10 protein-coding genes and 2 rRNA genes are annotated in these 14,443 nt (G+C 67.6%); 4 read left to right on the forward strand and 8 right to left on the reverse strand.

Translation table 11 applies throughout. The annotated features are described in order from the left end of the window. Positions 1-179 precede the first annotated feature (179 nt). Positions 180-3,413 carry a bifunctional proline dehydrogenase/L-glutamate gamma-semialdehyde dehydrogenase PutA gene (putA, locus tag VER16_RS10325; RefSeq protein ID WP_324807814.1) on the forward strand — a complete coding sequence of 1,078 codons (3,234 nt, stop codon included), beginning with the start codon at positions 180-182 and terminating at the stop codon, positions 3,411-3,413. 69 nt (positions 3,414-3,482) lie between these two features. Here putA and VER16_RS10330 read toward each other — a convergent pair whose 3' ends face one another. The 4 genes from VER16_RS10330 to VER16_RS10345 form a co-directional block, all read right to left on the reverse strand. Next, positions 3,483-4,550, reverse strand: coding sequence for an AAA family ATPase (locus tag VER16_RS10330; RefSeq protein ID WP_324807817.1), 1,068 nt, complete (start codon positions 4,548-4,550; stop codon positions 3,483-3,485). Then, positions 4,537-5,136, reverse strand: coding sequence for a nicotinamide riboside transporter PnuC (gene pnuC / locus VER16_RS10335; protein ID WP_324807818.1), 600 nt, complete (start codon positions 5,134-5,136; stop codon positions 4,537-4,539). Before pnuC ends, VER16_RS10330 begins: the two co-directional genes overlap by 14 nt. Positions 5,137-5,330: 194 nt before the next feature. Next, positions 5,331-5,810: a hypothetical protein gene (locus VER16_RS10340; protein WP_324807821.1), complete on the reverse strand. Its 480-nt coding sequence runs from the start codon at positions 5,808-5,810 to the stop codon at positions 5,331-5,333. A 139-nt stretch (positions 5,811-5,949) separates the two neighbouring features. Further along, positions 5,950-7,377 carry an outer membrane protein transport protein gene (locus VER16_RS10345; RefSeq protein WP_324807823.1) on the reverse strand — a complete coding sequence of 476 codons (1,428 nt, stop codon included), beginning with the start codon at positions 7,375-7,377 and terminating at the stop codon, positions 5,950-5,952. 228 nt (positions 7,378-7,605) lie between these two features. Between VER16_RS10345 and VER16_RS10350 the strand changes: the two genes are divergently transcribed. Further along, complete coding sequence (locus VER16_RS10350; protein WP_116864952.1) at positions 7,606-8,298, forward strand: rhomboid family intramembrane serine protease; 693 nt, start codon at positions 7,606-7,608, stop codon at positions 8,296-8,298. 96 nt (positions 8,299-8,394) lie between these two features. On the opposite strand, the gene VER16_RS10355 is transcribed toward VER16_RS10350, so the two are convergent. Both VER16_RS10355 and VER16_RS10360 read right to left on the reverse strand, forming a co-directional pair. Next, the gene (locus VER16_RS10355; protein WP_324807827.1) at positions 8,395-9,864 is read right to left on the reverse strand and encodes a S41 family peptidase; all 1,470 of its coding nucleotides are present in this window, start codon (positions 9,862-9,864) and stop codon (positions 8,395-8,397) included. Between the two features lie 108 nt (positions 9,865-9,972). Then, positions 9,973-11,277 (reverse strand): murein hydrolase activator EnvC family protein, encoded by a 1,305-nt coding sequence (locus tag VER16_RS10360; protein WP_324807829.1) that lies wholly within the window; start codon positions 11,275-11,277, stop codon positions 9,973-9,975. 94 nt (positions 11,278-11,371) lie between these two features. Here VER16_RS10360 and VER16_RS10365 point away from each other — a divergent pair, with 94 nt between their 5' ends. Both VER16_RS10365 and VER16_RS10370 read left to right on the forward strand, forming a co-directional pair. Beyond that, the gene (locus VER16_RS10365) at positions 11,372-12,034 is read left to right on the forward strand and encodes a hypothetical protein (RefSeq protein WP_324807830.1); all 663 of its coding nucleotides are present in this window, start codon (positions 11,372-11,374) and stop codon (positions 12,032-12,034) included. Positions 12,035-12,119: 85 nt separating this feature from the next. Then, complete coding sequence (locus tag VER16_RS10370) at positions 12,120-13,832, forward strand: M28 family metallopeptidase (RefSeq protein ID WP_324807832.1); 1,713 nt, start codon at positions 12,120-12,122, stop codon at positions 13,830-13,832. Between the two features lie 266 nt (positions 13,833-14,098). Here the strand turns inward: VER16_RS10370 and rrf (VER16_RS10375) are convergent. Continuing rightward, a 5S ribosomal RNA gene (gene rrf / locus VER16_RS10375) occupies positions 14,099-14,213 on the reverse strand. 134 nt (positions 14,214-14,347) lie between these two features. After that, a 5S ribosomal RNA gene (gene rrf / locus VER16_RS10380) occupies positions 14,348-14,443 on the reverse strand; the annotation flags it as partial.

Below are 14,443 nucleotides of genomic sequence, written 5' to 3' on the forward strand. Positions count from 1 at the left end.
ATACAGCATGACCCCGGCGGCGCGAATGACGAATTCAGCACAAACACGGTCGAGCTTGCTGAACACGCTGAATCCACCACTGCTAGGGGCTATCAGCCCTCTACAAAGGTGTCTTCGGGGGACTTCCGGAGGGCTCAAAAATGATTAAAATCGCCAAGTTTTCCACTGGCCGGATCGGCATGAACGCACCCTCCTCCTCCCCTGCCGCCCACGACGCCCCGCGTCCGGGCGCGCTGCTGTCGCCGGAATTGCCGGCGTCCCCCAACCCGTTCCGCCAGGCCATCACCGACGCCTGGTTGCAGGACGAGGCCAGCCACGTGCGCGAACTGCTGGCGCAGGCCCGCCTGCCCGCCGAGGAGCAGGCCAAGGTGCAGGCGCTTGCCGCCGACCTGGTCGGCCGGGTGCGCGTGCGCGCCAAGGACCAGGGTGCGATCGAAGCCTTCATGCGCCAGTACGACCTGGGCAGCGAGGAAGGCGTGCTGCTGATGTGCGTGGCCGAGGCGCTGCTGCGCATTCCGGACCAGGACACCGCTGACAAGCTGATCCGCGACAAGCTGGCCGATGCCGACTGGGAAAAGCACCTGGGCGGCAGCGACTCGGTGCTGGTCAACGCCTCCACCTGGGGCCTGATGCTGACCGGCAAGCTGGTGCAGATGAACGACGCCACCCGCGCCGATGCCCCCAGCGCGTTCAAGCGCCTGGTCGGCCGCGTCGGTGAGCCGGTGGTGCGCCTGGCCGTGCGCCAGGCCATGAAGATCATGGGCCACCAGTTCGTCATGGGCCGCACCATCAGCGAAGCGCTGTCGCGTTCGCACAAGGGCGACAACGCCAGCTACCGCTATTCCTTCGACATGCTGGGCGAAGGCGCGCTGACCATGAAGGACGCGCTGCGCTACCTCGAGGACTACCGCCGTGCGATCCACGCCATCGGCGGCGACCACAAGGCGCGCGGCGGCCGCCCGGACGGCGACGTCAACAACGCCCCGGGCATCTCCATCAAGCTGTCGGCGCTGTACCCGCGCTACGAGCACGCCAAGCGCGAGCGCGTGCTGACCGACCTGGTGCCGGGCGTGCTGGAACTGGCGCAGCTGGCCAAGAGCTACGGCATCGGCTGCACCGTCGACGCCGAAGAGTCCGACCGCCTGGAACTGTCGCTGGACATCATCGAACAGGTGTTCGGCGATGCCTCGCTGGCCGGCTGGGATGGCTTCGGCGTGGTCGTGCAGGCCTACCAGAAGCGCACCCCGTACACGATCGACCATCTGGCCGACATGGCGCGCCGCGCCGGTCGCCGCCTGCAGGTGCGCCTGGTCAAGGGCGCCTACTGGGATGCCGAGATCAAGCGCGCGCAGATCGAAGGCTATCCGGGCTACCCGGTGTTCACCCGCAAGCAGAACACCGACGTGTCCTACCTGGCCTGTGCCAAGCGTCTATTCACCCATGCCGACGCGATCTACCCGATGTTCGCCACGCACAACGCGCACACCATCGCCGCAGTGCGCAGCATCGCCAACGGCGGCGTATACGAACACCAGAAGCTGCACGGCATGGGCGACGACCTGTACGCCGAAGTGGTGCCGGCCGACCGCCTGGGCCTGCCGTGCCGCGTGTATGCGCCGGTCGGTTCGCATGAAGACCTGCTGCCGTACCTGGTGCGCCGCCTGCTGGAAAACGGCGCCAACTCCAGCTTCGTCAACCGCATCACCGACGAACGCGTGCCGATCGCCGACCTGATCCGCGATCCGGTCGAGATGGTCGCCTCGTTCGCCTCGATCCCCCACCCGAAGATCCCGCTGCCGGTTGACCTGCTGCGCAGCCAGAACCACGACAGGAAGAACTCCATGGGCGCCAACCTCGCCAACGACAACGAACTGCGCGCCCTGGCCGAGCAGATCAACGCGGCTGTGCCCGCGTCTGGCAAGAGCGCCTGGCAGGCCGCTCCGCTGGTGCCGGGTGCGAACCCGGCCGGCGCCGCGCTGCCGGTGACCAACCCGGCCGACACCCGCGACGTGGTCGGCCAGTGGCTCGCCGCCGATGCCGCCACCGTGCAGAAGGCCCTGGCCAATGCCGTGGCCGCGCAGCCGGCCTGGAACCGCACCCCGGCCGCCAGCCGCGCCGCCATCCTCGAGCACGCCGCCGACCAGCTGGAAGCGCGCATGCCGGAATTCATGGCGCTGTGCGTGAAGGAGGCCGGCAAGAGCCTGCCCGACAGCATCGCCGAAGTGCGCGAAGCCGTGGATTTCCTGCGCTACTACGCCAAGCAGGCGCGCGAGCAGTTCAGCCACGCCGAGAAGCTGCCCAGCCCGACCGGTGAATCCAACGAACTGCAGCTGCACGGCCGCGGCGTGTTCGTCTGCATCAGCCCGTGGAACTTCCCGCTGGCGATCTTCCTGGGCCAGGTGGCTGCCGCACTGGCCGCCGGCAACAGCGTCATCGCCAAGCCGGCCGAGCAGACCAACCTGATCGGCTACTACGCGGTGAAGCTGCTGCACGACGCCGGCGTGCCGGCCGAGGTGGTGCAGTTCCTGCCGGGCGACGGTGCCACCGTCGGTGCCGCGCTGACCGCCGACCCGCGCGTGGCCGGCGTGGCCTTCACCGGCTCCACCGACACCGCCCGTGCGATCAACCGCGCGATGGCCGCACGTGATGCCGCCATCGGTGTGCTGATCGCCGAGACCGGCGGCCAGAACGCCTTCATCGCCGATTCCTCGGCGCTGCCGGAACAGCTGGTCAAGGACGCGATCGGTTCGGCCTTCACCTCCGCCGGCCAGCGCTGCTCGGCCGCCCGCGTGCTGTTCGTGCAGGACGACATCGCCGACAAGGTGATGACCATGCTGGCCGGTGCGATGAAGGAACTGAAGGTCGGCAACCCCGGCCTGCTGTCCACCGACGTCGGCCCGGTGATCGACGCCGACGCGCTGAAGATCCTGCAGGACCATGCCGAGCGCATGGACCGCGAAGCGCGCCTGATCGCCGCTGCCGAACTGTCCAGCGAAGCCGCCAACGGCACCTTCTTCGCACCGCGTGCGTATGAACTGAAGGACCTGGCCCAGCTGCAGAAGGAAGTGTTCGGTCCGGTGCTGCACGTCATCCGCTGGAAAGGCGACCAGCTCGACGCAGTGATCGACCAGATCAACGCCACCGGCTACGGCCTGACCCTGGGCGTGCATTCGCGCATCGACGAAACCGTCGACCGCATCAGCAACGGCGTCCACGTCGGCAACGTCTACGTCAACCGCAACCAGATCGGTGCGGTGGTGGGCGTGCAGCCGTTCGGCGGCCAGGGCCTGTCCGGCACCGGCCCGAAGGCTGGCGGCCCGCACTACCTGCTGCGTTTCGCCACGGAAAAGACGGTGACGGTGAACACCACCGCTGCCGGTGGCAACGCCTCGCTGCTGACCCTGGGCGACTGAAACATCCCTCCCCTTCCACGGGTGTGATTGATGCACGAGAACCCCGCGAAAGCGGGGTTTTTCGTGCCATCACGCCACCGCGCTGAACCGGTTGTCCGCACGTTTGGCCAGCGCGTGTTGCACCCGCGCGATGCGCGTTTCCAGATCGCCTTCCAGCAGCACGAACGGCAGCCCCCGCGCCTGCAGCTCCTGCAGGTACCAGGCATGCTGCTGCGCGCGGAAGGCCTCGCCCACCCGCGTGCCATCCTGGTCGAAGGCGATGTCCGGCGCACACAGGAACAGCAGGTCATACGGCCGCTGCGCGGCCTGCAGCAGCGCGTCTGGCGCGGTACCGAACATCCAGCCGCTGTAGCCCAGGGTCACCAGCGGTGTGGTATCGCAGAACAGCCAGCGCTGCGCGACCAGTGCCGCCGCATCCTCACGCCGAGGCTGCTCCCTCGCGATGCGCAGCAGGTCCGGTTCGTGCAGTTCACCGCCCTGCGCTTCCCACAGCGCACGCCCGTACTCGGGCACCCACTGCGTGCCCATGCGCTCGGCCAGCACCCGCGCCAGCGTGGTCTTTCCGGTGGACTCGCCACCGATGAACGCCACGCGCTGCACGTAGTCCGCGTACACCTGCGGTGACAGGCCGAGGCGATACGCATGCGGGTCGGCACGCAGCTGGGTGCCACTGGCCTGGCCGGCATCGAGGCTGCGCTCCAGCCGCAGGTGCTGCACCGGTGCATTGAAGTGCGCGGCCAGTGCGGCAGCGAAACCATCGCCGTAGTCCTCGCCGGTGAACACCGCCTGCACCGGACCACCGAACAGGTGCAGGCACAGCCAGGCGGTGAAATCACGCTGCACCTGCTCGCTGTCGCTGTCGCGCGGCAGCGCACGCGGGGGCAGCCCATGCTGCTCGCACAGCGCCGCCAAGCGGGCATCATCCAGCACCACCACCGTCGCCTGCGGAAAGCGCGCACGCAGCCAGCGTTCGCGGCGGGCGGCGCTGTAACCGGCAAATCCCGGCTGCGACCAGCTGATCACCCGCAGCTGCCGGCAGCGCGCGGCGGCGAAGTCGATCAGGCGCTCGTGGCCGCGGTGCAGCGGGCAGAACTTGCCCACCACCAGGCCACGCTCGACCCGCTCAGGCAGCGGCATCAGCGGTCTTTGCCTCGGCACGCATCAGCGTGCGCCAGTGGCGCAGCGCCACCAGCGCATTGATCCAGAAGCCGATGTAGAGGAAGGAGGTCAGGTGCAGGCCGCGGCTGTAATACAGCGGCACGGCGATGGTGTTCACCAGCAGCCACACCCACCACGATTCCAGCTTGCGCCGCATCATCAGGATCTGCGCGATCACGCTCAACACCAGCACCGCCGAATCGATGTAGGGCGCATACGCCTGGGTCAGGCGGGTCAGCATCCAGCCATAGGCAAAGGTCGCCACCACCGCCAGCGGCAGCAGCCAGGCCCAGGCGCGCGGGCGCACCGGGGTGATCGGCAGGGGCGCGCCGTGGTCACCGCGCAGCCACTGCCACCAGCCCAGCACGCTGATGACGATGAAGAAGCCCTGCAGCACCATGTCGGCGTACAGGTGCGAACGCTCGAACACCGCCGCGAACAGCGCGCAGCCGACGATGCCCAGCCACCAGGTATGCACGTTGTTGCGCCCGGCCAGCAGGATCGAGCCGGCGACGGCGATGTTGGCGGCCAGCTCCAGCTGGAAATTCGGATCGGACAGGTTCATGCCGCCATTGTCGTCGATCCGCGCGCCGCGCGCGGGTGGAGGGTCCTTACCGGCCCCATGTACACGGTGGATGACACAACCTCCGGTAGATCCACGCCATGCGTGGATGGCCCTACTCGGCCTATGTCCCGGGCAACTGGCACCGCCCGGATGTCGTCGTCCTCGCTACCAGCGTCTGCCCTTGCGGGTGAGCATCATGCCTGTCCCTCTGGCGGGCTCGCCACAGTTTCCGGCGCGCGGACACGCACCATCCACACCTGGCCTTCGCCCTCACCCTTGCACCCGGCCTGCACGCCCACCGGCAGCAGCGGCGCAAGCCAGTCCGGCATATCGGCATCCCAGCGCGTGCCCTCGAATGGGTGCGGCCAAGGGGTTCCCTGCGGATTGCACGAATGCAGGAACAGCGCGCTATCGCCCGTGTCTGCTGCCAGCGACACCCAGCACTGGACCTCCTTCCTGCCCGTGGATGCAGCCCGCTGCAGCAGCCGCAGCAACGCGCCAGCGACGTCTGCCCGATCGGTCGGGTGGCGATTGCCCCGGCCTTTCCAGTCGAGGTGGGTATGCCAGTAGTCGAACCACTCCGATTCCAATACCCGGTCGAGGATCGCATCGGCCTTGGCTTCCTCCCGGGCCCAGTAGCGGAGCATCTTCTTCCGGTAGCGACGATCAACCATCGTCCACTGTCCTCATCCACGTGAGGCGGCAAGGTATCAAGGCCGCCCCGCGGACGCAGCAGCCAGATGCGACTCCCCACGAAAAGAAAGCCCCGCTTGCGCGGGGCCTCCCTCGTACTGCTTCAGGCCGTGGCCTGGATCAGAACTTGTACTGCATCGAAGCTGCCAGCACGTCGCCGGACACCTTGTACTTGCCGGTCACGGTGTTGCCGGTGGCCGAGGTCGAGGTGATGTTCGGGTCCTTGGTGAACAGGTGGGTGTAGCCCACGCTGTATTCCATCTTCTCCGAGGCGGCGTAGGTCAGGCCCAGCGACAGCCACTTGCGGGTGGTGTCCGGCACGCGCACGTCGCGGTGGGCGTCGGTGGTCGGGGTCTGGTCGTACGCCAGGCCGCCGCGCAGGGTCAGCTGGTCGTTCATGCGGAACTCGGTACCGATCGACGCGAAGGTGGTATCGCGGTAGTTGAACGGCAGCACGCTGTCCGGCTGGTTGGAGTCATAGTCGACGGTGACCTGGTCGAACTTGCTCCACGCGGTGCGCGAGACGTCGGCCATGATCTTCCACTGGTCGTTCACGCGGTGGCTGACGCTGACCGTGGCGCTGGCCGGCAGGGTAATGGTGGCGCGCCCGTTGCTGTCGATGAAGGTGCCCGGGGCAGCCGAAGCCAGGAACGCGGCGGCAGCCGGGGTCATGGTGAAGTTGGCCTTGCCGTCGGTGATCTTGTGTTCGACTTCCGAGCGGTAGCTGAAGGCGATGTTGGTGCCTTCCACCGGGCTGACGGTCATGCCCAGGGTGTAACCCATGGACACTTCGTCACCCTTGATGCGCAGGGAGCCATCGGCCGAACCCGGCGAGAAGCCGAGCTGTGCGGCCTGCACGGCGGCCTGGCGGGCAGCGGCTGCAGCCTGCGCCGGGGTGCCACCGGCAGCCAGCACGGCGGCCGAAGCGCGCTGCTGTGCGCTGGCGTTGATGGCGGTACCGGCATCGACGGCGCTGGTCAGGTCGACGTTCAGACGCTCGGCGAACACGCCGACGCCGAAGGACAGGTACGGGTTGACGTCATAGGAGAACGCCACGCCCAGGTCGATCGCCTTCAGATCGGTCTTGACGCCGTTGTAGCGGCCGACCCAGTCGGTGTCGTACTCGGTCTTGAAGCCGAACGGCACGGTCAGCGAGGCACCGAAGTGCATGTTGTCATCTGCGCCGAACGGGACATGGAAGTACGCCGCCGGAACCGGGGCGATCATGCCGGCGTCGCCGCCGTTGCCGCCGGAAATCGGCGCGCCGTTGGCGTACTGGCCTTCGCCACGGAACTTGGCGCCGAAGCTGATGGCGCTGACGTCACCCTGGAACTGGGTGCCATCGAGCAGGCGCATCGAGGCCGGGTTGGTGGCGACCACCGAGGCATCGCCTTCGGCGGAGGTGGAGCCGGCGAACGCACGGCCCAGGCCCTTGGCGCTGTTTTCCTTCAGCTGGAAGGCAGCGGCATTGGCATCGGCAGCGGCCAGCGCACCGGCAACGCCGACGGCCAGCAGGGTCAGTCGGGCAATGGTGGAAGCAGTTTGCATCGTGTTGTCTCTCCGGTAAGCGGTGATGGTGCTCTAAGTGCGCCTGCGCCTACCGGACCCGCAAAGGTCCGCCAGAACGCGCCGGATTCCCCTCCCGACATACGACGCCGTATGCGAGTATTACCCAGAGCCGTTAATGAAACAATAACAGCAGCGCCCGTATTTCCCGCGCGAAAACTGAACAGGCGCCTCGCCCGCGCCGAGCCCCGGCACGCTAGGCTAGCGGCCATGTTCGTGTCTCTCCCCTCCCGCAAGAAGGCCACGCTGCGCTGGGCCACACCCGTGCTGTTTGCGGCATTGTGGCTGGCATTCCTGTGGTCGATCTCGCGTCCGGGCGACGCCCGCAACAGCCTCTGGCTGGACTGGGGTGCCCTGTCCACCGGCCTGACCCAGCCCCAGGATTGGTGGGCAACCCTGCAGGACGGCAGCGTGCTGCGGTTGTTCACCGCCCTGTTCCTGCACGCCGACTGGTCGCACCTGCTGGGCAACCTGGTGTTCCTGCTGATCTTCGGGCTGCCCGCCGAGCGGGTACTGGGACCGTGGCGGCTGATGCTGCTGTTTCTGGTCGGCGGCGCCGTGTCCAACCTGGTGGCGATCTACACCATGGGCAGCCCGGACCAGATCATCATCGGTGCCAGCGGCGCGGTGTCGGCGATGATCGGGGCCTACCTGGCGCTGTTCCCGGCCGCGCGCCTGGGCGTGGTCATCCCGCTGGGCCTGTTCCTGGAATTCGTGCGTGCCCCGGCCTACCTGCTCATCGGCGTCTGGGCCGCACTGCAGGTGGTGTTCGCCTACATCGGCCCGAGCTTCGGCATGGTCGCCTGGTGGGCGCACATCGGCGGCTTCGTGTTCGGCCTGCTGTATGGCGTGTACGTGCGCGCGGCCATCGCCCGCAAGCTGCGCAAGCGGCACGGGTTCTGAGCACCTGAAACGCAGTCGAGCAAGCTCGACTCTACCTGCGGCGTAGCGTCGAGCTTGCTCGGCTGCAGCCGTCGCCGGGCATGGCCCGGCGCTGCCTCAGGGCCTGGCCGGGGTTTCGGCCGGCTTGGCCGCCGGCTTCGCCTCAGGCTTTGGCTGTGCCTTCGCATCGGGCTTCGCATCAGGCTTCGGCGCCGGTGTGGCGGCAGCGGCCTTCGTCGCCTTCTCCGCCTCGGCTTTGGCCGCCTCCGCCTTCAGCCGCGCAGCCACCGAACCCGGGTTCTTCAGTTCGGCCAGGGCATCGTTGATCGGAGCGTCGCCCGGCAGCACCGCACCGGCGCGGTAGCCTTCGGTGCCTTCATCGTCACCACGCAGGTGGCCCGGCAGGGTCGCTTCGCTGTAATCGCTCAGGCTGGGCGGCAGGGCATCTTCCTCCGGCGTCGGCGCCGGCTTCAGTTCCACGTCGGGCACGATGCCGGTGGCCTGGATCGACTTGCCGCTGGGGGTGTAATAACGCGCGGTGGTCAGTTTCACCGAATCGCCATTGTCCAGCGGCAGCACGGTCTGCACCGAGCCCTTGCCGAAGGTGCGGCTGCCGACCACGCGGGCGCGGTTGTTGTCACGCAGCGCACCAGCCAGCACTTCCGACGCACTGGCCGAACCGGCATCGGCCAGCACCACCACCGGTGCGCCCTTCAGCAGGTCGCCCGGGGTCGCGTCGAAGCGCGCATCGCTGATCCGGATGCGGCCACGGGTGCTGACGATGTTGCCCTTGTCGAGCAGGTCATCGGCGACCTGCACCGCGGCGGTCAACAGGCCACCCGGGTTGCTGCGCAGATCCAGCACCAGGCCCTTGAGCTGGCCACCGGCCTGCTTCTGCAGCTGCTGCACGTGCTTCTGGAAATCAGAACCGGTATCGGCCTGGAACGTGCTCAGGCGGATGTAGCCATAACCCGGTTCCAGCATGCGGCTCTTCACACTGGTCACGCGGATGGTCTGCCGGGTCAGGCTGACGTCGAACGGCTTGGGCCTGCCATCGCGCACGATGGTGAGCACCACCTTGCTGCCGGCCGGGCCACGCAGCGGTTCGCTGGCGTCGATGGCACTGATCGGCTTGCCGTCGATGGCGATGATCAGATCACCGGCAAGAATGCCGGCCTTGGCCGCCGGCGTGTCGTCGATCGGCGCGATGACCTTCATGCTGGCGTTGTCGGGCTGCTGCTGCAGCTCCACGCCGATGCCCTCGTAGGCGCCGGTAGCCTGCTCGTCGAACGCTTCGGCGTCTTCCTTGTTGAAGTAGGTGCTGTGCGGATCAAGATCCAGCAGCAGGCCACGCACGGCCGACTGCATCAGCTTGTTGTCGTCGACCGGATCGACATAGGCGGCGCGGACCGCGTTGTAGACAGCGACGAACCGGCGGATGTCCTCCAGCGGTACCTTCGACGTCACCGCCTCCTCGCTGCTGGCTGCCTGGCCGGAGGTTTCGGCGGTGGCCGGCGCGGTCTGCTGCGCCCAGGACAGCGCTGGCATCAGGGCCAGCAAGAGGGTGGCGGTACGGGCTGCGCGCATGAAACACTCCTGTGGACGGTGGCATCGTGCCCAAGGCACATGTCCCGATTATGCGCGAAGCGTAGCTAAATTCCCGTTGAATCCGGCCCTGTCCGCAACGGCCACGATTCAGCGCCGCTGCAGCCAGCTGTCCGGGTTCACCGGCTGCCCGCCCCGGCGAAGTTCGAAGTACAGCGCCGTCACGCCCTGGCCGCCGGAATTGCCGACCTTGGCCACCGCGTCGCCACGACTCACACGGGCACCGGCGTCCTTCAGCAGGGTGTCGTTGTGTGCGTACAGGCTCATGTAGCCGTTGCCGTGGTCGACGATCAGGATCATGCCGTAGCCGGTCATCCAGTCGGAAAACACCACGGTGCCATCGGCCACGGCGGTGACGGTGCTGCCGGCCGGTGCGCCGATCAGCACACCGCTGCTGGTGCGGCCGTCAGGCAGCTTGCCGCCATAGCGGGCCAGCAGGTTGCCGGACAGCGGCCAGCCCAGCCCGCCCACCTTGGGCGCCGGTGCGGAGGCCACCGCAGGCGGCACCTTGGTCGGCGGCGGCGGACGGCCCTCGGCCCTGGCCTGGCGCGCGGCCTTCTCGGCGGCGGCTTTCTCGGCGGCGGCCTTGCGCGCGGCAGCACGACGTTCGGCTTCGGCGCGGGCGGCGGCAGCGCGCAGGTTGGCCAACAGCGTTTCCAGCGCCTTCGCATCCTGGCCCAGCGCCTGTTCCTTCTCGCGGCGGTCCTTGAAGCGCTCGTCCAGCGAGGCCACGGTCTGCGCGCGGTCGCGGCGATCGGCCGCCAGCGTGGCCGCCTGCTGCTTCTGGTCGCGCTGTGCGCCCTGCAGCGTCTGCCTGCGCTCGGCGATCTGCGCCTGCAGCACGTCCAGTTCCTTCAGGTCGCCGGTCAGGGTGGCGATGCGCTGGGCGCGCTCGCGCTGCAGGTAGCGGTGGTACGCCAGGGCGCGGTTGGCATCGGCCACCGTGTCCTGCGACAGCAGCAGCTTCAGCGGAGCATGGTTGCCCAGCTGGTAGGCCGCACGCAGCAGGCCGGCCAGCTCGCGGTTCTGCCGGGCCAGGTTGGCCTGCAGGGTCGCGCGCCGCTGCTCGGCTTCGGCCAGGGCCTGGTTCTGCTCGCGCAGGGCGGTTTCGGTCTGGGCCAAAGCGCGGCCACTGCGGGCCACCTTTTCGTCGGCTTCGCGCAGCTGGCGCGAGGCCTGGCCACGCTGCCCCTCGATCTGCCGGCGCTCCTGGGCGACCCCCTTCAGCTCGCTGCGCAGCTTCTGCAGCTTGCGCTCGGCCTCGCGGGTGGAGGCGGTCTGCGCGCCGCCCGGCACCGGCAGGGCCAGCGCCAGCGCCACCCCCAGCAACAGGCAACGCCCGCCACGCAGTGCGGCAATGTGATGTCGGCGTGATGGGAAGACGTTGTCGCGCAAGGGCTTTCCAGTGACTTCAGGCAGTTGCAGGGGGTGCCGGGGAATGGTGACATCAACGCACGCGGCCTGCCAGCCGCACAACAACGAGGTCCCCATGAAAACTCTTTCCCTTCCGCTGCTGCTGGGCGCACTGCTGGTGGCCGGTCCGCTTGGCGCACAGGACAACATCAGCAAGGTCAACGGCAGCATCAGCGCCGATCCTGGCCAGCGCTACGGCAAGCTGGATACCGTCAACGGCGGCATCCGCGTGGGCGAGGGTGTGGAAACCAGCAGCATCGACACCGTCAATGGCGGCGTCACCGTCGCCGACCGCGCCCGCACGGGCAGTATCGAGACGGTCAACGGCGGCGTACGCCTGGGCCGTGAAGTGATTGCCGGCGGCGATGTCAGCACGGTCAATGGCAGCATCTTCAGCGACCACGGCAGCCTGATCGAGGGCGGCGTGGAAACGGTCAACGGCGGTATCGGCCTGGTCAACAGCCGTGTGCGCAAGGACGTGGAGACCGTCAACGGTGACATCACCGTAGGCATCGGTTCACAGGTCGGTGGCGGCCTTCGCGTGCGCAAGCCGAACTTCAGCGTTTCGCTGACCGCCAGCCGCAAGCCGCGCGTGATCATCGGTCCCAACGCCGTGGTCGAAGGCCCACTGCTGTTTGAACGCGAGGTGGTGCTGTACGTGCACCGCAGCGCACGCGTCGGACCGGTCACCGGCGCCGAACCGATTCCGTTCGACACCGACACCGCGCCGGCGGACTGACGTCCCCGGCGCCGCCGTACGGGGAATGCTCCCCTTCACCGGCCGCGCCCGGCGTGGCCATCCCTTGTGTATCCAGGAAACGACGATGCCCCGCAAACTCCTCCTGTGCCTGGCCGCCGCGGCCGCGCTCAGCGCCTGCAAAGGCGAAGACACTTCCCCTCCGGCACCTGCCGCCAGCCCTGACGCGGCAGCCACGCCGGCAGCCCACACCTTCGCACCCGGCATCAACGCCGCCGACTTCAGCGAACTGGTCAAGACACTGGCCTCGGACGAGTTCGAAGGTCGCGCGCCGGGCAGCAAGGGCGAAGAGCTGACGGTCAACTACATCCGCGACCAGATGCAGCGTATCGGCCTGCAGCCCGGCAACGGCGACAGCTGGTTCCAGGACGTGCCGATGACCGAGACCACGGCCGACGCGTCGACCGTGCTGAAGATCACCCAGGGCGGCAGGACCACCGAACTGAAGTTCGGCACCGACATGGTGGTGGGCACCCGTACCGGCCAGCCGGAAGTGAAGATCGACGCCAGTGACCTGGTGTTCGTCGGCTACGGCGTCGATGCGCCGGAACAGAAGTGGAACGACTACGCCGGCCAGGACTGGAAGGGCAAGACGGTCGTGATGTTCGTCAACGACCCGGGCTTCCATGTCGGCGACGAGCAGCTGTTCGACGGCAAGCGCATGACCTACTACGGCCGCTGGACCTACAAGTTCGAGGAAGCCGCACGCAAGGGCGCGGCCGCTGCGCTGATCGTGCACGACACCGCCGGTGCTTCCTATGGCTGGGACGTGGTGAAGAACTCCTGGGCCGGCCCGCAGTACGACCTGCCGGCCAAGGATGATCCGGAAGCGCGCATTCCGGTGCAGGGCTGGTTGAGCGCCGACGCGGCCAAGGCACTGTTCGCAGGCGCCGGTCTGGACCTGGCGCAGGCGTACAAGGACGCCAGCAAGCGCGGCTTCAAGCCGGTACCGCTGAAGGCCACCGCTGCGGTGGACCTGAAGAGCCAGATCGCGCAGAAGCAGTCGCGCAACGTGGTGGGCGTACTGCCGGGCAGCAAGCGTGCCGACGAAGCCGTGCTGTACATGGCCCACTGGGACCACCTGGGCAAGCACGAGGGCGAGGAAGGCGACAACATCTACAACGGTGCTGTCGACAACGCGACCGGCGTGGCCGGCATCCTCGAAGTGGCTGAAGCCATGGCCCATCAGGACCCGAAGCCGGAGCGTTCGGTGGTGTTCCTGGCCGTGACCCTGGAAGAATCCGGCCTGCTGGGTTCGAAGTACTACGTGGCCCACCCGACCTTCCCGCTGGACAAGATTGCCGGCGTGATCAACATCGACGCGATGTCGGTGGCCGGCCGTGCCAAGGACGTGACGGTGACCGGGTTCGGCAGTTCCGAGCTGGAGGACATCCTCAAGCCGCTGGCTGCGGCCCAGGATCGCACCCTGCACGGCGAGACCTCGGTGCAGAGCGGCTTCTACTTCCGTTCAGACCACTTCAACTTCGCCAAGGCCGGCGTGCCGGCGCTGTATGCCGATGGCGGCGAAGACCTGCGCGAGGGCGGCGTGGAAGCGGGACGCAAGGCCGCGACCGATTACGGCAACAACCGGTACCACGGTCCCAAGGACGAGTTTGATGCGTCCACCTGGAAGCTGGACGGCACCATGGAAGACCTGGAGCTGATGTACGGCGTGGGCAAGGAACTGGCGGGCGGTAACCGCTGGCCGAACTGGTATGAAGGCAATCCCTTCAAGGCGGCCCGCGACGAGATGATGAAGAGCAAGGCCCCGGCCCCGTAGAGTCGAGCTTGCTCGACTGAACCGTGGTGAGATCCAGGCGGCGCCCCACGGGGCGCCGCTTTTTTGTGCCGCCGCCAGGGGTAGGTGCCAACCTTGGTTGGCACGCCGGGCATGGCCCGGCGCTACCCATCCACGCATGGCGTGGATCTACCGGGTTCGCCGTTGGTAGCTGCCAACCTTGGTTGGCACCGCGCAACGCCCGTAGCGTGTTTATCTGCGCGCAAAGAAAAACCCCGCTGCGTGAGCAGCGGGGTTTTGGGTGTAAACCCTGGCGATGACCTACTCTCGCATGGCTTGAGCCACACTACCATCGGCGCAGCTGCGTTTCACTTCCGAGTTCGGGATGGGATCGGGTGGTTCCACAGCGCTAATTTCACCAGGGAGACGGTTGCAGCAGCGCTTGCAGCGCCAGCTCGCGATCTTGCCCTTGGGGCGGAAGGAACCCGCAAAAAGCAGTGCCTTCACTTAATAAGAAAAAACCCCGCTGCATGAGCAGCGGGGTTTTTGGGTATAAACCCTGGCGATGACCTACTCTCGCATGGCTTGAGCCACACTACCATCGGCGCAGCTGCGTTTCACTTCCGAGTTCGGGATGGGATCGGGTGGTTCCA

Source organism: Stenotrophomonas sp. (assembly GCF_035634915.1).
GTDB lineage: Bacteria > Pseudomonadota > Gammaproteobacteria > Xanthomonadales > Xanthomonadaceae > Stenotrophomonas.

What these genes read in the sequence shown, in the direction of transcription:
- VER16_RS10330 (WP_324807817.1), bottom strand. Translation starts at nt 4,550, where the DNA reads ATGCCGCTGCCTGAGCGGGTCGAGCGTGGCCTGGTGGTGGGCAAGTTC.
- VER16_RS10355 (WP_324807827.1), bottom strand. Translation starts at nt 9,864, where the DNA reads ATGCGCGCAGCCCGTACCGCCACCCTCTTGCTGGCCCTGATGCCAGCG.
- putA (WP_324807814.1), top strand. Translation starts at nt 180, where the DNA reads ATGAACGCACCCTCCTCCTCCCCTGCCGCCCACGACGCCCCGCGTCCG.
- VER16_RS10345 (WP_324807823.1), bottom strand. Translation starts at nt 7,377, where the DNA reads ATGCAAACTGCTTCCACCATTGCCCGACTGACCCTGCTGGCCGTCGGC.
- VER16_RS10340 (WP_324807821.1), bottom strand. Translation starts at nt 5,810, where the DNA reads ATGGTTGATCGTCGCTACCGGAAGAAGATGCTCCGCTACTGGGCCCGG.
- VER16_RS10370 (WP_324807832.1), top strand. Translation starts at nt 12,120, where the DNA reads ATGCCCCGCAAACTCCTCCTGTGCCTGGCCGCCGCGGCCGCGCTCAGC.
- VER16_RS10350 (WP_116864952.1), top strand. Translation starts at nt 7,606, where the DNA reads ATGTTCGTGTCTCTCCCCTCCCGCAAGAAGGCCACGCTGCGCTGGGCC.
- pnuC (WP_324807818.1), bottom strand. Translation starts at nt 5,136, where the DNA reads ATGAACCTGTCCGATCCGAATTTCCAGCTGGAGCTGGCCGCCAACATC.
- VER16_RS10365 (WP_324807830.1), top strand. Translation starts at nt 11,372, where the DNA reads ATGAAAACTCTTTCCCTTCCGCTGCTGCTGGGCGCACTGCTGGTGGCC.